This is a genomic window from Pantoea sp. AG1095 (assembly GCF_003208415.1).
Taxonomy (GTDB): domain Bacteria; phylum Pseudomonadota; class Gammaproteobacteria; order Enterobacterales; family Enterobacteriaceae; genus Pantoea; species Pantoea leporis.
Genome location: NZ_QKMJ01000002.1, coordinates 361312 through 382184 on the forward strand (window position 1 = coordinate 361312; position 20873 = coordinate 382184).

At 53.2% G+C, this 20873-nt stretch carries 16 protein-coding genes; 13 read left to right on the forward strand and 3 right to left on the reverse strand.

Features of this window, described 5'->3' with window-relative positions; all coding sequences use genetic code 11:
• Positions 1-32: 32 nt before the first annotated feature.
• Both DEU53_RS08260 and DEU53_RS08265 read right to left on the reverse strand, forming a co-directional pair.
• Positions 33-2597: a diguanylate cyclase gene (locus DEU53_RS08260; protein ID WP_110866644.1), complete on the reverse strand. Its 2565-nt coding sequence runs from the start codon at positions 2595-2597 to the stop codon at positions 33-35.
• A gap of 161 nt (positions 2598-2758) precedes the next feature.
• Complete coding sequence (locus DEU53_RS08265) at positions 2759-3370, reverse strand: phosphatase PAP2 family protein (protein ID WP_101763357.1); 612 nt, start codon at positions 3368-3370, stop codon at positions 2759-2761.
• Positions 3371-3600: 230 nt separating this feature from the next.
• Between DEU53_RS08265 and udk the strand changes: the two genes are divergently transcribed.
• The 3 genes from udk to asmA all read left to right on the forward strand — a co-directional run bounded on the left by udk (position 3601) and on the right by asmA (position 6763).
• Positions 3601-4239 (forward strand): uridine kinase, encoded by a 639-nt coding sequence (gene udk, locus DEU53_RS08270; RefSeq protein WP_008104883.1) that lies wholly within the window; start codon positions 3601-3603, stop codon positions 4237-4239.
• 72 nt (positions 4240-4311) lie between these two features.
• A complete protein-coding gene (gene dcd, locus DEU53_RS08275) occupies positions 4312-4893 on the forward strand; it encodes a dCTP deaminase (RefSeq protein ID WP_007888946.1) in 582 nt (193 codons plus the stop codon).
• A 76-nt stretch (positions 4894-4969) separates the two neighbouring features.
• Positions 4970-6763 (forward strand): outer membrane assembly protein AsmA, encoded by a 1794-nt coding sequence (gene asmA, locus DEU53_RS08280; protein ID WP_110866645.1) that lies wholly within the window; start codon positions 4970-4972, stop codon positions 6761-6763.
• A 103-nt stretch (positions 6764-6866) separates the two neighbouring features.
• On the opposite strand, the gene DEU53_RS08285 is transcribed toward asmA, so the two are convergent.
• Positions 6867-8423: a TerC family protein gene (locus tag DEU53_RS08285; protein ID WP_110866646.1), complete on the reverse strand. Its 1557-nt coding sequence runs from the start codon at positions 8421-8423 to the stop codon at positions 6867-6869.
• 786 nt (positions 8424-9209) lie between these two features.
• Between DEU53_RS08285 and wbaP the strand changes: the two genes are divergently transcribed.
• From wbaP to DEU53_RS08335, 10 genes are all read left to right on the forward strand, one after another.
• Positions 9210-10643, forward strand: coding sequence for an undecaprenyl-phosphate galactose phosphotransferase WbaP (gene wbaP / locus DEU53_RS08290; RefSeq protein ID WP_101763360.1), 1434 nt, complete (start codon positions 9210-9212; stop codon positions 10641-10643).
• 273 nt (positions 10644-10916) lie between these two features.
• Positions 10917-12047, forward strand: a complete 1131-nt coding sequence (locus tag DEU53_RS08295) for a polysaccharide export protein (RefSeq protein WP_101763361.1) — start codon at positions 10917-10919, stop codon at positions 12045-12047.
• Between the two features lie 9 nt (positions 12048-12056).
• A complete protein-coding gene (locus DEU53_RS08300) occupies positions 12057-12491 on the forward strand; it encodes a protein tyrosine phosphatase (RefSeq protein ID WP_101763362.1) in 435 nt (144 codons plus the stop codon).
• 12 nt (positions 12492-12503) lie between these two features.
• Positions 12504-14681, forward strand: a complete 2178-nt coding sequence (gene wzc / locus DEU53_RS08305) for a tyrosine-protein kinase Wzc (RefSeq protein ID WP_110866647.1) — start codon at positions 12504-12506, stop codon at positions 14679-14681.
• A gap of 181 nt (positions 14682-14862) precedes the next feature.
• Entirely contained in the window at positions 14863-15999 is a 1137-nt protein-coding gene (locus DEU53_RS08310; protein WP_110866648.1) for an EpsG family protein, read from the forward strand.
• A gap of 15 nt (positions 16000-16014) precedes the next feature.
• Complete coding sequence (locus tag DEU53_RS08315; protein WP_110866649.1) at positions 16015-16737, forward strand: SGNH/GDSL hydrolase family protein; 723 nt, start codon at positions 16015-16017, stop codon at positions 16735-16737.
• A gap of 24 nt (positions 16738-16761) precedes the next feature.
• Positions 16762-17940 (forward strand): acyltransferase, encoded by a 1179-nt coding sequence (locus DEU53_RS08320; protein ID WP_110866650.1) that lies wholly within the window; start codon positions 16762-16764, stop codon positions 17938-17940.
• Positions 17941-18014: 74 nt separating this feature from the next.
• Positions 18015-18932, forward strand: a complete 918-nt coding sequence (locus DEU53_RS08325; RefSeq protein WP_101763367.1) for a glycosyltransferase family 2 protein — start codon at positions 18015-18017, stop codon at positions 18930-18932.
• 73 nt (positions 18933-19005) lie between these two features.
• On the forward strand, positions 19006-19758 hold the full coding sequence (locus tag DEU53_RS08330; RefSeq protein ID WP_110866651.1) for a glycosyltransferase family 2 protein: 753 nt from the start codon (positions 19006-19008) through the stop codon (positions 19756-19758).
• Positions 19759-19808: 50 nt separating this feature from the next.
• Positions 19809-20843, forward strand: a complete 1035-nt coding sequence (locus DEU53_RS08335) for a glycosyltransferase (RefSeq protein ID WP_101763369.1) — start codon at positions 19809-19811, stop codon at positions 20841-20843.
• The last annotated feature ends 30 nt before the right edge of the window (positions 20844-20873 follow it).

A 20873-nucleotide genomic window follows, 5' to 3' on the forward strand; every position in this document is an offset into this window, starting at 1 on the left:
AGCGCGGGCTGGCAATGGGCAGACGTGGCAGATTACATCTGCACTTCCTGATAAACGTGATACTGACCACGGCCCGCGTGTTTTGCGCTGTAACAGGCGACATCGGCCTGTGACATCACCACATTGCTGATGCAGTTGCGTTGATCAATTTGCGTGATGCCGGCACTTGCGCCGACATGATAAGTCTGCTCCTGCCACATAAAGCGATATTCGCTCACGGCGGTGACGATACGCTGCACCACGTCGCGCACCTGATCCACTTCGCAATTCGGCATTAGCACGCCAAATTCGTCGCCGCCCAAACGCGCCAGCATATCGCTGCTGCGCAGATGATGCAGCATCAGCTCTGCCAGTTCGCGCAGCAGCGCATCCCCGGCGGCATGCCCGGCGGTATCGTTCACCGCCTTGAATTTATCCAGATCGATAAATACCAAGACGTGATGGGTATTGTTGGCCGCCGCATCATTCACCAACTGCTTCAAACGCTGCTCGAAGCTGTGACGATTTGGCAGGCGCGTCAGCATATCGTGTGAAGCGCTGTAGCTCAGGCGCTTCATCACCTTGCGCGATTCACTGACGTCCTGAATAACCATCACCGCGCCGATGCTGGCGCCAGTCAGGGTTTTCAGCGGCGTGATGCTGTAGTGGATCTCCACGCGCGTGCCGTCTGGTGTATGCAGCACCAGCTCTTCATCGAGTTCGGGAGAGATTTTTTCGTCCGGCAGCTGGCACAACAGCAAATTATCGACGCGCGGGCCGCTCGCGCCGCGCGTGATGTTAAGCAGTTCGGTAATGGGTACGCCTGCGGCTTTTTCCTGTGGCCAGCCGCTCAGCGTTTCGGCCACCGGATTCATAAAGGTGACGCGCATTTCATCATCGGTACTGATCACCGCTTCACCGATGGAATCGAGGGTGATCGCCATGCGCTCTTTTTCCTGGAACAGCGCTTCATTCAGCGCGCGCAGCGGCGTGATGTCCTGACAGATGCCGAGCATACGTTCAATCTGCCCATCCTGACTCAGAATGCGGTTGGCCTCAGAGCGCACGTAGCGCGGGCCTTCCGGTAAATTAATCCGGTATTCCAGCTGGAAAGCGCTGCGGCGTTCGATGGCCTGCTGCACCGCAAGCGTGGCGGTTTCCCGCTCGGCCGGATCAAGCAGATGCACCCACAGATCGTAGGTGGGCGTCTGGTGCGGACTTAAGCCAAACAGCTCATACATGCGCTTGTCCCACAACATCTCGCCGGTCAGCAGATTCCACTCCCACACGCCAATGCCGCCAGCTTCATTGGCCAGCGTGATGCGCTCCATCAAGCGTCGATTAATCTGCTCACTCTGCTTCAATTCGGAGATATCGATAATCTGCGCGATGAAGTAGTGCGGCTGTTGCGCGGCGTCGCGCACCATCGATACCGTCAGGCGCGCCCAGACGATTTCGCCATCCTTGCGGAAATAGCGCTTCTCCATGGTGTAGGTCATGATTTCACCCGCCACCAATCGCTCCAGCTGCTGTAAATCGTTGTTGAGATCGTCGGGATGGGTGATTTGCTGGAAGGTGAGCTTTTTCAGCTCATCGGCCGGGAAACCCAGCGTCTGGCACAGCGAATGATTGACCTGCTGCCAACCGCCATTCGGCGAAACCAGCGCCATGCCAATCGCGGAGTATTCCATGGCGTTACGGAAGCGGGTTTCACTCTCGCTGATATGATGCTTCTCGCGCTGGAAGGCATCCATCACCAGCGCCATCACGTGGCTCGGCAGCAGCACCAACAGAAATGGCAGCCATGTGCTGACCTGGCCGAGCAGCATGCCGTTTTGCGCCAGGTTGACCCAGTTAAAGGCCAGCAGAATCGAGATGAAACTGGCGTTGAGGAAGAACAGCAGAAACGCTTCGAACTTGGGTAGCCGCACCGAGCACCAAAAAAGAATCACCACAATAAAAGTGAAGGGCCACGGCAGAAAACGCAGCGACAAATAGCTGGCGAGCAGCGTGACAAGCAGCGTCAGGCCGGTTTCCAACTGACGGCCTGGCGTCAAAATCTGGCGCAGCGGTTTATTTGGCCACAGCAATAACACCGGGCCAAACGCCAGCACGCCGATCACCTCAGAAATCACCCACGTCGAGAAGAAGGGCAGTGACGCATTGCTGCCCACATGCAGCATCCACAATGCCACGACGCCACCTAACAGCGGCGCAATCAGGCCGGCGCACAGGGCAAAGCGCACCCAGTCGAGTAACGAATTGAGCGGGGCGCGGCGATCGAGCAGCGCGCGCAGCATCACGCCGCCCAGAATCGCCTGTACCATATTTAAGATGGCGAACTTAATGTTACTGAGTGCGGGACCAATAATGATCAGATTGGCCAACGCGGTACCCAGTACGCAGGCAAGCAGCAGTAAGGGAACGTGTTTGGAGTGGGCGCGAAACACGATCACCGTCATCAGCGCGGTGGAGTACCAAAGCGGCGAAATACGGCCACTGACAACAATCAGTTCCAGGCAAAATAGCGTCAGTAGAAAAGTGAGCCCGCCAATGAGCAAGGCATTGAGCCAGGTTCGCTGTGGCCTTTCCTGTGAAGTTAGTATCTCGAGGGTCATGCAAGAATCCAGCAGCGCGCACCTGATTCACGATGGAAAATGCGCCAATCAATCACTATTTTGCATGCTAGCACATCTGTTTGAGATGTCTGCGGGGAATTCGACTTTAGTCGTTATTCACTGAATTGATTGGCCCTTTGCGCGCAAAGGGCCAAACGGGATTAGCGAAAAAGATCGGCGCGGGTAAACGGCTTTTCTAAGCCGGCAAGGTTGGCAGAGAAGCGTTCGAGGAACTGTTGCGTGGTGGCGACGCGGCCGTGGCTCAGCAGCAACAGCGGCACCAGCAGCGCGACGCCAATCTGCGGCAGGCTAAAGCCCTTTAGTGAAGTGCGGCGCTGCGTCAGCAGGAATGCGGTGCTAAGCGTAAAGCCAAGCATCAGGCCCGCCAGCACTTCGCTTTTGGAGTGCGCGTGGATGACCAGGCGCGACAGGCCAACCATCAACGGGATCAGATAGCCGATGCCAATGGTAAACAGGCGCCAGCGCGGCGACCAGCGGCCGGAGATCAGCCACATCATCACCGGCCAGAGCGTGGCCGACATCGCGCTGTGGCCGCTGAAGCCGGTAAAGTTGAATCGGGCGCTACCAATGCCAAAGCCGAGAAACAGGATTTTCGAGACGCTCACCACCAGGCCAGCCAGACCAAACGCCAGCACCCAATACCAGACGGTTTGGCGGTTGTCGCTTTTCCATGGCAAGACCAGCGCGATGATCACCGCGGTCGGGATCAGCAACATGCTGTCGCCAAAATAGGTCAGGGTTTTCCAGCTCATACTTTTCCTTGCGGCTATATTCGGAGTGCCAACGCCAGCTGCAGTGTTGGCAGATGAACAGTGTATCGATTAAGCGTCTGGCTGCAAAAGAGGATATTCTGAAAAGCCGTTGGCCCATTTCTCTGGCATCAACCCGGTGAAATACCTATAATTGCCGCCAACTAACCCTCTCATTCGGCCCGTTGCAGCTTCGGCTTAGGCAGGCTCCAGTTATCAGGTCTTAAAAAAGTATGACTGACAAGTCTCATCAGTGCGTGATCGTTGGCATCGCAGGTGCATCCGCATCCGGAAAAAGTCTTATCGCCAGCACGCTCTATCGTGAAATCCGTGACCAGGTCGGTGACGAGCATATCGGTGTGATCCCCGAAGATGCCTACTATAAAGATCAGAGCCACCTCACCATGGAAGAGAGGGTGAAAACCAACTATGACCATCCGAGTGCGATGGATCATGATCTGTTGTTGCAGCATCTGCGCGCGCTTAAAGCTGGTCAGGAAATTGAGTTGCCGGTTTACAGCTATGTTGAGCACACCCGCACCAGCGACTGTATTCATCTCAAATCGAAGAAAGTCATTATTCTCGAAGGCATCTTGCTGTTAACCGATGCCCGCCTGCGTCAGGAGATGAATTTCTCTATCTTCGTCGATACGCCGCTGGATATCTGTTTGATGCGCCGCATGAAGCGCGATGTGAATGAGCGCGGTCGCTCCATGGATTCGGTGATGAGCCAGTATCAGAAGACCGTGCGTCCGATGTTCCTGCAATTTATTGAACCTTCCAAGCAGTACGCTGACATCATTGTGCCGCGCGGCGGAAAAAACCGTATCGCCATTGATATCCTCAAGGCCAAGATTAATCAGTATCTTTGACGACATAGCGTCCGCCCCGGCGTGACGCGCTGTCGTAGCCATTCGCTACACTTAATTCATGGAGTACCTGCGATGAGATTATGCGATCGCGATATTGAAGCCTGGCTGGACAACGGAAAGTTGGCGATTGAGCCGCGCCCGCCAGTGGAACGCATTAACGGCGCCACAGTGGATGTGCGCCTCGGCAATCAGTTCCGCACTTTTAGCGGTCATACGGCGGCGTTTATTGATTTGAGTGGTCCAAAGCATGAAGTCAGTGCCGCGCTGGACCGTGTGATGAGCGACGAGATTGTGCTGCCGGAAGGCGAAGCCTTTTTCCTGCATCCTGGCGAGCTGGCGCTGGCGGTAACGCTGGAATCGGTCACCATTCCTGACGATCTGGTCGGCTGGCTGGATGGCCGCTCTTCGCTGGCACGCCTGGGTTTAATGGTGCACGTCACGGCGCACCGTATCGATCCGGGCTGGCAAGGCCGCATCGTGCTGGAGTTCTATAATTCAGGCAAACTGCCGCTGGCGCTGCGTCCAGGCATGTTGATTGGTGCATTGAGCTTTGAGCCGCTGTCGGGCCCCGCTGCGCGACCGTATAACCGTCGCGAAGATGCCAAATATCGTGGTCAGCAGGGCGCGGATGCCAGCCGCATCGACAAAGACTGACTATCAGTAAGTGGCCGGGGTGAGCGAGCGCAGCCAACGCTGCTGCAACGTGAAGTATGAAGGCAATGAGGATGTGATGAGAAGAGTGATAACAACGCTGGCCATCCTGTTAGTGGTGGTGGTAGCGGGCATGACGGCATTGGTGTTGCTGGTCAATCCCAACGACTTTCGCACCTACATGGTAAAGCAGGTAGAACAGCGCAGTGGTTATCAGCTTCAGGTAGGCGGCGATCTGCGCTGGCACGTCTGGCCGCAGCTTAGCATTCTCGCCGGACGCATGAGTCTGACCGCGCCTGGCGCGACGCAGCCGATGGTCACCGCCGATAACATGCGCCTGGATGTCCATCTCTGGCCGCTGTTGTCGCATCAGCTGAGCGTCAGCCAGGTGATGCTGAAAAACGCCATCATCCGCGTCACGCCAGACAGCGCCGCACAAAAGCCGAGCGGCGCGCCAGTAGGCCCGGGTGATGCCGAGCCAGTGAGCAGCAGCGATAACGGCTGGTCATTCACGATTAGCAAACTGCGTCTTGCCGACAGCCTGCTGATTTGGCAGCAGCCCGGCGGCGACGAATATAATTTCCGCGACCTCAATCTCAACCTCGATCAGGATGCCAGCAAGCAGGCCAGCATCAATCTGGCTACCCGGATTTCGCGTAATCAGCGCAATGTTAGCGTCAATCTCAAAGGGCAGATGAATGTGGCGCAATATCCACATCGTCTGGTCGGACAGCTGGATGAGTTGAATTACGCCATCGACGGCGCCAATCTGCCGACGCAGGGCATCAAAGGCACCTTGAGCGGGCAGGGCGAATGGAACGGTGACAATCAGCGTTTTTCCCTACAGAAGATGCAGCTCACCGCCAATGACAGCGCACTGGATGGCAGCGCCGAGGGGCGTCTGCCGCAGCAGCTTAATCTGGCGCTACACGCCACCCGTTTAGACATCGACGCGTTGATGGCGAATGCACCGGTGACGGATAGCAGCGCGCCGCAGCGAGCCAATGTGGTGAGCACGCCAGTGATTGCTGAACCGCGAATGCGTGATAACAGCAACTCGCCGCTGAATCAGCTGGATTTGACGCTCAATCTCACCGCCGATAGCAGCGTGTGGCGCGGCCTGACGCTGACCAACTTGCAGATCGATGCCAGCAATCAGCAAGGTTTGATGACGCTAAGTAAGCTGCAAGGCAAATTTGGCGAAGGCCATTTCTCCGTTCCCGGTTCAGTGGATATCCGCAAACCGGTGGCGCAAGTGGCATTCCAGCCTGAGCTGGATAACATCGCCATTGCGCCGCTGCTGAAAGCATTAGAACTGCCAGAAACGCTGCAAGGCACGATTTCACTGCAAGGCGATGTGAGCGGCGCTGGATTGAGCATTGAAGAGGCAAAACGTAACTGGCAGGGCAGTGCGGATCTGGAAGCCACTAATTTGCAGCTTTCGCAGCTGAATCTGCAGCAGATGGTGCGCCGTGCGGTGGCGCGCGTCAGTAATCGTGTCACCAACGATCAACCCGACGACCAGGGCATTCAGCAGTTGAGTGGGCGCGTGAGTCTCAAGCAAGGCATCTTCAGCCTGCCGGATCTGCAGGGCGGCAACAGTCGTCTGGCGGTGCAGACCAAAGGCAATGTCGATATGGTTAAACAGCAGCTCGACGTCACCATTAATATGATGCTGCGCGGCTGGCAGGGCGACGATAAATTAGCTGCGCTGCTGAACCAGCAAACTATTCCGCTGCGCATGTACGGTGGCTGGAATAATCTGCAGTACTCGTTGCCGGTGGATGACGTGGTGCGTCAGCAACTGCAAAGCGAAGCGAAGTCGCGGCTCAATCAGTGGCTGGATCGCCAACAACCGGCGAAGCAGCCGTAGGGGCGCCATTCAGGGCGCAATGCCGAACAGTTAAGCGCAAGAGCGACTTTCGTTCGCCTTGCACTCAGGCAGTTGCAGCATGTTCGTGCGGCGACCAGGTTAATTACGGTGCTATCGGCACTATTTCCACTTTCTGCACGCGGTGATTTTCTACCTGCAACGTTCGCAGCAGATAATCACCGATCTGTAACTCTTCGCCTTCCTGCGGCACATGTTGCAGGCTGTCCATCAGTAATCCTGCCAGCGTGTGGTAATTGCGCTTTTCATCGAGTGGCAGCTGCACGTAGACGGCTAAATCCTCTAACGGCATATGACCATTCGCCACCCAACCGCCGTCGGGCAGCACTTGAATATCATAGCGCGCATCGATTTTTTCCCCTTCATTCGGCAGATTGCCGGCGATGGTTTCCATCAGATCGCTCAGCGTGACCACGCCTTCCACCGAACCAAACTCATCCACCACAAAGGCGAAGTGGGTGCGCGCGTTGCGGAACTGTTCCAGCGCCTGTAATAAGGTGACGCGCTCAGGAAAGATCAACGGCTGGCGAATCAGCGAGCGTAAATCCAGTGATTTGCTGTGCAACGATTGATGCAGGAGATCAATCACGTGCACCACACCGAGCGGGTCGCGGCCCTGTTCGGTCACCAGAATACGCGTGTGTTGATTGCGATCGAGCTTCGCCATAATCTCCGCCGGATCTTCGGTGAGGTCGATATGCTCGACGTCGTGGCGCGACGTCATGATGCTATTAATCTGGCGCTGACCCAGCCCCAGCACGCGCGCAATCATGCGCCGTTCCTGACGGTTAAATAGTGCGCCTTCTTCGCTATCGCTGACCAGTGACGCGGTATCGGCGTCCAGTTCCGCACGCTGCGCCTCGCCGCGCAGAATGCGCAAAACGGCTTCTGACGTGCGCTGACGCAGTGGACGGCCGGCAGTGAGAAAGCGGCGGCGATTGAACATCGCCAACTGATTGAGTATCTCAATGACGATAGAGAAACCAATCGCCGCGTAGAGATACCCTTTTGGAATAATGAAGCCTAACCCCTCGGCCACCAGGCTGAAGCCGATCATGAGCAGGAAGCTCAGACAGAGAATCACGATGGTCGGATGGCCGTTAACGAAACGCGTCAGCGGCTTACTCGCCAGCAGCATCAGCAGAATCGCTATCGTTACTGCCGCCATCATCACCGGCAGATCGTTGACCATGCCAACGGCGGTAATCACCGAGTCCAGCGAGAAGATGGCGTCCAGCACCACTATTTGCGCCACCACCGGCCAGAATTTAGCACCGTTTTTATTTTGACCGGTTTCCTCGTCAGCGCCTTCCAGGCGACTGTTTAACTCGGTGGTGGCTTTATAAAGAAGAAAGAAGCCGCCGCACAGCAGCAGCAGATCGCGGGCGCTGAAGTCGTGGTGCAACAGAGTAAACAGCGGTTGTGTCAGGGTTACCAGCCAGGAAAGTGAGGCGAGCAGCGCTAAACGCGACACCAGCGCGAGAAGCAGGCCGATAATGCGCGCACGGTCGCGTTCCTTCGGCGGCAGCTTTTCGACGAGGATGGCAATGAAAACCAGGTTATCAATGCCCAACACCAGCTCCAGAACGATTAGCGTTACTAATCCTGCCCACAGCGACGGATCAATGATCCACTCCAACATGTGTTAATCACCTTAATGTCTGTGTTATGCGCTTAATCTGATGATAGTGAAACGGCGTTAAGACTGTAAATAGCCGCTGACTCGGTCAATTGGCGGGTCAGCCACGAGAGAAGAATATCGCTGATTGCCGATTTGCACCGATAAGATGAAAGTATGGATAAAGATTGCACCTGAATGAAAGAGACAATTATTTTTTTTCAGCAGATAACCACGTGCATTTTTAATGCAGTCTATTGCGTGGTTGAGTATCGAATTAATCTGAATTTTGCAGGGGGATGGCCTGAAAGGGCTGGCATCAATACTTATCGCTGGTAGTCTTTTTCCTAAAATAGTGCAGGGAACACGGGGCCTACTTGTAAACAAGCCAGTAATAACTAGTATAGCAACGTGTTAGTAAATGTCTGCGCCAAAGTTGTTTATAGCGTGCTCCTTAGCCTCTTAATGTTGCGAACTGTGATCGCACGCGGACCACGGCCAGTAATTAGCGCAAAAATGCCGCATAAAACAAGTTGTAATTAGGATGAAAGCGGTATTGGCAGCGACAGCCAAGGGCGGTAGCGTGCCTGAAGCGCCTTTCTCTTGGTTTAATGGTCTGCCACTGTGGTAAGGGAAGTCGGACTAATCTGTTGGTATTAATCACAATTCTCTTGCTTACTATTGTGAGAATTGATTTGGCCTCAGAGAATTTACCGCAGATTGCCTCAACAAATGCAGTGAATATTTCGCTCATTTATCAAACAGCGTTGAGGCATTAGGGATTAAAGAAATAATATAAAAGAGTTAACTATGCGCGATAACGAAATTACATATAAAAGTCTTCTGACAAAAATTTTACTGGCGTGCTCGGATTTAATTTGTTTCAACGCAGCATTATTTATTGCGATGGCATTGATTAATTCGTTTACCCATTCTCCACTGGCAGATATATCTGAAAAATACCTGCATTTAAAAATTGCTACGCACATTGCGCTTTCCGTTATTTGCGTGGGCTGGTTCTGGGTTCGCCTGCGTCATTATACCTATCGCAAGCCATTCTGGTTCGAGCTCAAAGAGATCTTTCGTACCATTCTTATTTTCTCTGTCATCGATTTGTCAATTTCAGCCCTTTCACAGTGGCAAATGTCGCGCTTTGTCTGGGTAGCGACCTGGGTTCTGGCGTTGATTATGATTCCTTTAGCGCGCGCCATCTCTAAGCGTGTGCTGAATCATTACGGCATGTGGAAGAAGCAAACCATCATCATCGGCAGCAGCCGCAATGCCCAGGAAGCCTGGCAGGCGCTGCAGAGCGAAGAAGTAATGGGCTTCGATGTTATCGCCTTCTTCGATGTCGATAAGAGCAGCCCACAGGCCAGCATCTCAGGCGTGCCTGTGCTGCACAATGAACAAGAGTTGTGGCAGCTGACCAACAGCGAAACCCAATTCATCGTGGCGGTGGAGTTCGAACAGAGCCAGCACCGCGACCACTGGCTGAAAACCCTGGCGATGCACAATTGCCGCTCGGTTTCTGTTATTCCAACACTGCGCGGTGTACCGCTGTATGGCACCGACATGGCTTACATCTTTAGCCATGAAGTGATGATTCTGCGTGTGAATAACAATCTGGCGAAGCGCACGTCACGTTTCCTTAAGCGTGCATTCGATATCGTCGGTGCGCTGAGCATTATCCTCGCGCTGTCCCCGGCGTTGCTGGTCCTTGGATTTATGGTTGGCCGCGATGGCGGACCACCGATTTACGGTCATGAACGTGTGGGCTTAGGCGGCCGTAAGTTCAAATGCCTGAAATTCCGCTCAATGGTGATCAACTCGAAAGAGGTGCTGGAAGAGGTACTGCGTACCGATCCTGTTGCCCGCGCCGAGTGGGATAAAGATTTCAAACTGAAGAACGATCCGCGCATTACCAAAGTCGGCCATTTCATCCGTAAAACCAGTCTGGATGAGCTGCCGCAGCTGTGGAACGTGGTACGTGGCGATATGAGCCTGGTGGGGCCGCGCCCGGTGATTGAAGATGAGCTCTGCCGTTATGCCGGTGATGTCGATTATTACCTGATGGCGAAACCAGGCATGACGGGATTGTGGCAGGTTAGCGGTCGTAACGACGTTGACTATGAAACACGCGTCTATTTCGACTCGTGGTATGTCAAGAACTGGTCGCTATGGAATGACATCGCGATTCTGTTTAAGACGGTTGGCGTAGTGCTGAAACGCGACGGCGCCTATTGATAGACAGCGAAGCCGGGGAGGGCAGCAAGCTCCCCGGTTGAAAACTGCGGGTGCTGGGTGTGTCGTTATTAGACAGCTGCACTGATTGAGTCTGTATAACCATTTTAATTGATGTCGTCTTTAGACTCGGTGACAACATAAAACCAAGGGAGCGCATAATAATGACCCACAGTTTCAGTGTTTAACCCGTCACATTCCATTTTTGTAAGACGCTACACAGCGGGCGATTTCGCCTCTATCAATCAATAACTGATAGCGAAGAATCAGATGATAATGAAAATTAAATTGATACCTTTACTGGTATCCGCGACTTTTCTCTCCGGATGCACCATTGAGCCGGGTTCTCACCTTTCCACCAGTGGAAAAGATGTCATAGAGCAACAGGATAGCAACTATGACATCGACAAATATGTCAACGTCTTCCCGCTGACGCCGCGTCTGGTTGAACAGATGCGTCCGAAGCCGTTAGTCGCGCAGGCTAACCCGATGCTGCAAAATGAAATTCAGAGCTACGAATACCGTATCGGTGTCGGCGACGTGCTGAACGTCACCGTCTGGGATCACCCAGAGTTGACCACACCTGCCGGTCAGTACCGTAGCGCCAGCGACACCGGTAACTGGGTACAGGCAGATGGCACCATTTTCTACCCGTACATCGGTAAAGTGCGCGTAGCAGGCCGAACGGTTACCGAGATCCGCAGCGAAGTGGCGCGTCGCCTGGCGCAATACATCGAAAGTCCGCAGGTTGACGTTAACGTCGCCTCGTTCCGTTCGCAGAAAGCGTACGTGACCGGTTCGGTCACCACCTCCGGACAACAGGCGATCACTAACGTGCCGCTGACCGTGCTGGATGCCGTCAACGCCGCCGGCGGTTTAGCGGCTGACGCTGACTGGCGCAACGTGGTGCTGACGCACAACGGCAAAGAACAACGCCTTTCGTTGCAGGCGCTAATGCAAAACGGCGACCTGAGCCAAAACCATCTGCTCTATCCGGGCGACATCCTTTACGTACCACGTAACGACGATCTCAAAGTCTTCGTGATGGGTGAAGTGAAGCAGCAGTCAACGCTGAAGATGGACCGCAGCGGCATGACGCTGGCCGAAGCACTGGGCAACTCGCAGGGTATGGATCAGACCACCTCTGATGCCACCGGCGTGTTCGTGATTCGTCCGATTCGCGGCGCCAACCGCACCAAGATCGCCAACATCTATCAATTGAATACCAAAGATGCGGCATCGATGGTGATGGGCACCGAATTCCAACTGGAGCCGTACGACATCGTCTATGTCACCGCGACACCAATCACCCGTTGGAACCGTGTGATTTCGGGCCTGCTGCCGACCATCGTAGGTATTGACGATGCCAGCTCCTCGGCCCTTCGTTTCCGCAACTGGTCGAACTAAGGGTTCGCCATGATTAAGTCCGTGTTAGTCGTCTGCGTCGGCAATATCTGCCGCTCCCCCACCGGGGAGCGTCTGTTCAAACGCGCGCTACCAAACATCCGGATTGCCTCCGCAGGGCTCAGCGCGCTGCAAGGCTATCCGGCGGACCAGAAAGCCCTGGCTGTGGCCGCCGAACACGGCGTGTCGCTGGAAGGGCATCAGGCTCAGCAGTTAACGGCCAGCATGTGCCGTGACTATGACCTGATTCTGGTAATGGAAAAGCGTCACATTGAACAGGTGAATCGCATCGATCCAGCCGCACGCGGAAAGACCATGCTGCTTGGCCACTGGCTCAATCAGCAGGAAATTGCGGATCCGTACAAAAAAAGTCGCGAGGCCTTTGAAGAGGTCTACGGGTTACTGGAAAACGCTACCCAGAAATGGGTCAACGTATTAAGCCGATAGTTGGGAATATCCATGAATATCAAAAACAAGGTTATGACCGCGCCAAAGGAAGATTCGAATGGATGGGATCTGGCGCATCTTGTGGGACAGCTGATTGATCATCGCTGGATCATTGTTGCCGTTACCGCCTTCTTCATGCTGGTAGCCACGCTCTACACACTGTTTGCTACACCAATCTACAGCGCGGATGCGTTAGTCCAGGTTGAACAGAAGAATGCCAGCTCAGTACTGAATGAATTAGACAGCATTCTGCCGCCAACGCCGGCGTCCGATACCGAGATTCAGATTCTGGAATCGCGCATGGTTATCGGTAAAACCGTTGGCGATCTGGGTCTGGACACCGTTGTCACCCAGAACTATTTCCCGGTAATTGGTAAAGGTCTGTCGCGTTTGATGGGTAACAAGCCATCAACTGTCGCCATCTCCCGCCTGGAAATTCCACGCACCATCGATAAACGTACCGTTGAACTGGAAGTGACCGGTCCTGACTCGTATACCGTATCAGCGGACGGTGATGAACTGTTCAAAGGTAAAGTCGGTCAGCTGGAAACGCACGGTGAAGTGACCATGCTGGTAAGCGGCATCAATGCCGATGAAGGCACCAGCTTCAGCGTTACCAAACTGAACGAGCTGCAGGCGATTAACTCCGTGCTGGCCAACCTGACCGTTGCGGATAAAGGCAAAGATACGGGCGTGCTGGGTCTGGAGTATCTGGGTGAAGATCCAGAGCAGATCAGCAAAGTGCTGAACCAAATCGTCAATAACTACCTGCTGCAGAACGTTGAACGTAAATCTGAGCAAGCGGAAAAGAGCCTGGAATTCCTGCGCAACCAGCTGCCGCAAGTGCGTGGCAAACTGGATGATGCCGAAGACAAGCTGAATACCTTCCGTCGCCAGAACGAGTCGGTTGACCTGTCGCTGGAAGCGAAATCGGCGCTGGATTCTTCTGTCAGCGTGCAGAGCCAGTTGAACGAACTGACCTTCCGTGAAGCCGAAGTGTCTCAGCTGTTTACTAAAGATCACCCAACCTACCGCGCGTTGCTGGAAAAACGCAAAACGCTGGAAGGTGAGCAGGCGCAGCTGAATAAAAAGATTTCTCAGATGCCACAAACGCAGCAAGAGATCTTGCGTCTGACGCGTGATGTGCAGTCTGGTCAGGAAATCTACATGCAGTTGCTGAACCGTCAGCAAGAGCTGGGTATTAGTAAAGCCAGCACCGTGGGTGATGTACGCATCATCGATGGCGCAGCAACCGGCAATAGCCCGGTGGCACCGAAGAAACTGCTGATCATCGCGGCGAGCGTGATTCTGGGTCTAATGGTTTCTGTTGGTCTGGTGCTGTTGAAAGCGCTGCTGCATCACGGCATCGAAAATCCAGAGCAGCTGGAAGAGCTGGGCATGAACGTCTATGCCAGCGTACCGCTGTCAGAATGGCAACGTAAGAAAGATACCGAAGCACTGGCGCGTCGTGGCAACAAGGTGAAAACCGATCCCCACGAAACGCTGCTGGCGCTGGGCAATCCAACTGATCTGTCAATTGAAGCGATTCGTAGCCTGCGTACCAGCCTGCACTTCGCGATGATGGAAGCGAAAAACAACATCCTGATGATCACCGGCGCCAGCCCAGGTATTGGTAAAACCTTTATCTGTGCCAACCTGGCAACGCTGGTCGCCAAAGCGGGCCAACGTGTGCTGTTCATCGATGGTGATATGCGTCGCGGTTACACCCACGAACTGCTGTCAGCCGATAACAAATCCGGTCTGTCTAACGTGTTGTCAGGCAAAACCGAGTTCAGCCCGGCGCTGATTCAAAAAGGCCCGTACGGTTTTGACTTCCTGCCACGCGGTCAGGTGCCACCAAACCCATCTGAGCTGCTGATGCATCGTCGCATGGGTGAGCTGCTGGATTGGGCGAGCAAGAACTACGACCTGGTGTTGATTGATACGCCTCCGATTCTGGCGGTCACCGATGCGTCTATCATCGGTAAGCTGGCCGGTACGTCGCTGATGGTGGCGCGTTTCGAAACCAACACGCCGAAAGAACTGGATGTCAGCTTCAAGCGCTTTGCCCAGAACGGTATTGAGATTAAAGGTGTGATCCTTAACGCCGTGGTGCGTAAAGCCGCCAACTCTTATGGTTACGGTTACGACTATTACGACTACGAGTATGGCAAACCGACCAAAAGTTAATTTGCCCGTCATTCACAGTTAATGATGAGGGTAATCCGGTGAAGAAAGGGGCGGGTTGACCGCCCCTTTTGATCGCACCGTTTGAATGACGACACGCAACGATTTACACAGGTGATTCTCTCTATAACGCCATTAAAAGCCACCGCTGGCACGAGAACTTGTGGAATTAAGGAATCACACCATGGCTCCATATTGGTATTTATCAGGGTTTTTGCTGTTGCTTGCGCTGGTCGAAATCCTGTTGAAGAAAGACGAACGCACCACCCATATTCTGACTTACCTGCTGTGCATCGCCACGGTCACGCTGATTATTTTCGCCGGTATTCGCGGTCTCGGTACCGGGATGGACGACTATCAATATCGCAGCTTCTTTGCCGACTTCGTCCGCCGTATTGAGGTCAACGGTTTTGCCAACACCGTCGCCTTCTTCCGTTATGAACCGCTGATTTTTGCTATCGCGTGGATCACCAGCCTGTTTTCACACAATGCCAGCGTGTTCCTGTTTGTGTTCAGTATTCTGGCAGTTTCAACCAACGCCATCTTTTTCAAAAAGATGTCACCGTATCCGGTGTTGGCATTGGCGCTTTATTCGGCGCATATCTTTATCAACAAAGATGTAAACCAGATTCGTTTTGGCCTGAGCTCGGCGCTGTTCCTTGGCGTGATCTGGACTATCTACCTCAAGCAATACTGGTGGGCGTTTGCCTTCTTTATTCTGTCCTTCCTCAGCCACAACACCGCAGTAATGGTGGTGACCATCATTCCGTTCCTGTTCATTCGGGAATCGCGCTGGTGGCCGGTGGCCATCATTATATTCAGTGTGCCACTTTCGGTGGTGGGCGGGACCGGCTTTATTGCCTTGATCGCCGGACATCTGGGATCGATGGGCGAGAGGGCCGCAGGCTACAGTAACGAAGCCTCGAATGCCGGTGACGGCAGCGTGGTGTCAGTCTCCAACCTGAAAAACATCATGCTGGTGTTTATCTTTGTCTACTTCATGCTGAGCAACCAGCTCAAGCGTGAACAGTACGACGTGTGGAAGCTGAACTATCTGTTGATTCTCACTTTTGCCATCGGCGGCGGTATCAGGATCTTCTTATACAACTACTCATCGGGTGCGCGCCTGTCGAACTACCTGCTGCAGGTCGAACCGATTATTTTGACATCGCTAATCTTCCAGTCAAAACGCGTACTGAAACCCGCGATGTTTGCGATGTTCGCTTTCTTCCTTGTTTATTACCTCTACTACAACACGATCTCACTGAAGCAGGCCGTTGTGGGCTATGAAGTTGCTCGTGAATTCAAATTGTTTCATTAACCGATGAGAGGAAATATGCGGAAGACTTTACTGGCAGTTCTGATCACCTCTGCGCCGTTTCTGGCGCAGGCAGAGGATCATCCCGGCACCTTTATCATCGCCGCCTACGGTGACTCCACCACCGCCGGCGTTACCGCGTCGGGCAATCGCAATATCCTCAGTAAAAATAATGAAGTGAGTTTTTTGCAGCAGATGTTGCGTGAGAAATACGGCAACAACATTGAGGTGAAGAACCACGGCATGCCGGGTGCACAGGTTTCGGTGCTGGTTTACGACAAAGACAATACGCCGATGGATTGGTCAGAACGCATGGCGAAATCCGATGCCAACATGATTCTGATTAACTATGCCATCAACGATGCGCGCATCAACTTCTTCAAAGACAAAGGCGAGCGCATTGAAACGCCGCAAGAGTATAAGCGCATCATCACCGAGCTGGTCAAAGGCGCCAAAGCGAATAACAAGCTGGTGGTTCTACAGGAACCGAATCCCATTTGTGGCAAAGCCGAGCGCTGGAACGTCTGGCCGTATGTTTATCAGTTAAATGAAGTGGCTAAAGAGCAGCAGGTGCCAATTGTGAAGCAGTACAGCGTCATCAAGCAGAACCGTGACTGGCAATCTGAAATGTCGCCTGATTGCATTCACCCGAACGAGATGCTTTATAAGCAGAAAGCAGAAAGAACCTTCAACGTCTTAAGCAGCACTTTCGATAGCGTTTTGTCGCGGCACAGCAGCTAACCCAACTCAGATTCAGGAGCTGACATGTATGTATTAATCATGGTGCTGTCATTTTGTCTGGCGCTAATCATTCTGCGAGTATTCTCCTTCCACAAAGGCGTGTACAACAGTAGCGGTATTAAAAGTATCTCTGGTATGCGCGCGCTGCTGGCCAGCATCGTGGCGTTCTCACACTTCGCGCACTACATCTATTCGCTGGATGGTCAGTGGGTGTTCGATAAAGACTATTTTGCCTGGTTCTCCGAAGGCAACTTCTTCGTTAACTCCGGTAAATTCGGTGTACTGCTGTTCTTCATGATCTCCGCCTTCCTGTTCTATCGCTGGCTGGATAATGAAACCCTGACGCCAGGGCAGCTGACACACAAGCTGCTGAAGTCGCGTATCCGCCGTATCGTCCCGATGTTCTGGTTCTCCGGTTTTGTCATCATCGCGGTAGGCGTGGTGCAGGGCGATCTCACTTATAGCCTCACGGCAGTGAAAGATGCCGTGCTGTGGTTGCTGTTTATTGGCAGCTATCGCATGGGTGATTTCCTGACGGCGGATGTCAACGCCGGTGTGGAATGGACGCTGCGCCTCGAATGGTTGCTGTACCTGTCGATTCCGCTGATTTACGTGCTCAACCGCGCCACCAAAGGCAAATACAAAACGCTGCTGATTCTCGGCTCGATCGGCGTGATTTTCTGCGTGGCGGTTGGCCTGCGTCTGTGGGGCAAAACCTATACCGATCCGCGTCCGGTGCTGGGCTTCGCCATGGGTTATCTGGCGTATAAGTATCGCGACATGTTTGCGCACTACAAAACCTCCAGCCTGGCCGGCTTTGCGGTGATTGTGCTGTCGCTGTTCTCGCTGTCGTTCACCAGCAACACCTTCTGGTATCTGATTTTCCTCTGCTGCCTGACGGTAATCTTCTTTATTGTCAGCAGCGGCAACGCGGTGTTTGGCATTCTGGAAAACAAAACCCTGATGTCGATTGGTGAGGTGAGTTACAGCCTGTATCTGATTCACGGTGTGGTGCTCTATTTCATCAAGCAGATCCCGGAAACGCTCTATCCGCATTCGTTCCTGTTCTACACCTTGCTTTCAACGTTGTTCTTTGTCGCCTCCTTCTATGTGGCGAAATTGACGTATCTGTTTGTCGAGAAACCGTTTATCGGCAGTAGCAACAAGAAGAAAGTGGCGATGAAGACCTCGCCGACAAATTAGGACATCACCCATTATTCTTTTGAGCCCACAAGTTATATCATTGATTTTGTAACTTTTTTAATGAGGTGCTGGCAATGCAGGAGATTCGCTTCTCAATTGTTATTCCCGCGTATAACGCGTCGAAATCGATTGTCACGACGCTAGATTGCGTCAAAGCGCAAACCTATCGCAATTTTGAAGTCATTATTGTTGATGACAAATCGGCCGATGCGGCTGAACTGGCGCAGGTGGTACGCAGCGAACGTTATCAGGATTTGGCTATCAAACTGGAGCTGTCTGAGGTCAAACTCAACGGCGCTGGCGCCCGTAACAAAGGTATTGAGCTGGCAACCGGCGACTTTATCAGCTTCCTCGATGCCGACGATGAGTGGCATCCGGACAAGTTATTGGTGGCGAGTGAAACCATCGCCAAACTGGAAGCGCAGGGCAAATCGCGCTACGTCATCTTTAGTCAGGTGAACATCCATCAGGATGGCAGCTTCCTCAAGGTGATGCCGATGCAACCGCCCGGCAAAAACGAAACCGTGGCCGAGTATCTGTTTGGCTGTTACGGCTTTATTCAAACCAGCACCATTGTGCTGAAGCGCGAAGATGCGGCGCAAATCCAGTTTGACGCGCGCTATATTCGCCATCAGGATTATGACTTCTGCATCCGCGCTGACCGCATGGGTTACGCCTTCGTGATGATCGACAAACCGCTGGCAACCTACCATCTGGTGACCAAATTTGGTTCCAAGCACAAAGGCGAATCGGTCAAATACTCGTTCTTCTGGCTCGATACCATGAAGCCGCATCTGACCACGCGTGACATCCATACTTACAAGGCGTTCAAGCTGCCGCTGCGCTACAAGATGGATGGTAAATCGCTGCAGGCCAGCCTCAGCTTTGCACGCTACTTCTTCCTCACCAACCGTGACAATCGCGCCTACTTCATGAATCGCCTGCTCGATAAGGTGAAGTCGCGCTTCTCGGGCAGAAGAGCCGTCTCCTGATTCACTTTTAAACACTTTCACTTGCTCCCTACACGGGGGCAATTTTTTGGTTCCTGAAACTCCGGGTAGACAAATGACAAATCATGTTGGCACCGTCGGTATTGTGATGCCGATGTATAACGCGCGAAATACCGTTCTGCGCGCGGTTGAGTCGATCATCAACCAGACCTACAGCGACTGGCATCTTTACCTGATCAACGACAAATCCACCGATGATTCACTCGCCTTGGTGCGTGAACATTGTCAGGACGCGCGTATCACCATTCTCGACAACGAGGTCAATCAGGGCGCAGCCGAAACCCGTAACGTGGGGCTGCGCGCGGCGAAAGAAGCGATCATCGCGTTTCTCGACAGCGATGACGAATGGCACCGCGAAAAACTGGCCGAACAGACGGCCGCGATCGCCGCCGGCGACGATTTCGTGATCACGCATTATCACTACAAAACCAAAACCGCTGACCACGATATCAACTACAGCAAACCCTACCTGCAGCAGGAAAACTTCGTGAAGAAGCAATATCGCGTTTGCTTCTCCTCGGTGTGTTTCCGCCGTCCTCCACAGGGCATCTTCTTCCAGCGCAAAGGCCACGAAGACTTCCTGTTCCTCTATGAGTTGTTCCTCCGCTACAAACAAGCCCGCGTGATCCAGAAAACCCTGGTCAACTATTACGAGTTGGGCGATTCACTGTCGCGCAATAAAAATAAAGCGGCGAAGTGGCACCTCGAATTATTAAGAATTATCTATAAAAACAATCCGTTAAAAGTATATTACTATTATGTCTGGTATATGGTGAATGGGGTTCTTTTTGCCTTAAAACACCGCTAAGCGCAACGGTGATTTAGCTGCTTTTATATTTTTGAGGTGGAAAGGATTGTATGAAGAAGATCGTTTTGGTGATTAAAGATGCCTACTCGTATGCGGGCACGGAAAACATCTGCAACTTTATGTCTGAATGCCTCGGCGAGCAGCATGAAGTCACCATTTACTCGCTGGAAGGCCATGGCAAAACCTTTTATCCGTTCGAACGGGTGAAAAAAATTGTCAGCTTTGAAGGCCACAGCAACCCAATTAAAAGCGCCGTTAGCAGCATTCATCAGGAAGGCTTCGACAGCGTATTCCTGATCAGCATGGGTCGCCTGAGTGTGATGTTCGCCTTCTGGAATCTGATGGCGCTGAAGAAGAAGCGCTTCAAGGCGTATGCCTGCGAACACATCGCGATTAACTCGTTCAGCAAGCCGATTAAACTGCTGAAGTGGCTGATGCTGCGCTATTACGACCAGGTGATCGTCCTGACCGACAAAGATCATCAGGTGTTTAACCGCTGGAATATTGCCAGCCAGCAAATCCCCAATCCGGTGGTGTACAAAGCGTTTCAACGTCAAACGCGCAGCCGTCAGGCGCTGGCGGTGGGACGTCTTGATAACCAGAAAGGCTTCGACCTGCTGCTGGATATCTGGGCCGACTTCAGCAAAAAACATCCCGAGTGGAAACTGGTGATTGCCGGTGACGGCGAACTGCGTCAGCAGCTGCACGATCAGGCTGCGGCGTTAGGTATCACCAATAGCGTTAACTTCGTCGGCAAAGTCAGCAACATCAACGATTACTACCGCGAAAGCGACATGGCGCTGATGACTTCGCGCTATGAAGGCTTGCCGCTGGTGCTGCTGGAAGCCAAATCCTGGTCGCTGCCGGTGGTGGCATACGATTGCCCAACCGGGCCGCAGGAGATCATCAACCACGGTGAAGATGGCTTCCTGGTGCCGATGAATGACAAAACCACCTTTATCAAGCGGATGGAGCAGCTCGCCAGTGATGATGGCCTGTTCTATGCCATGAGTGAAAAAACCAAAGAAACCGCGCTCAAGTTTGACGGTAATCAGATCAAGCAGAGCTGGCTCGCCCTTGTTTAGCGACAATTATCGTGCCTCGGGAATCCTTTT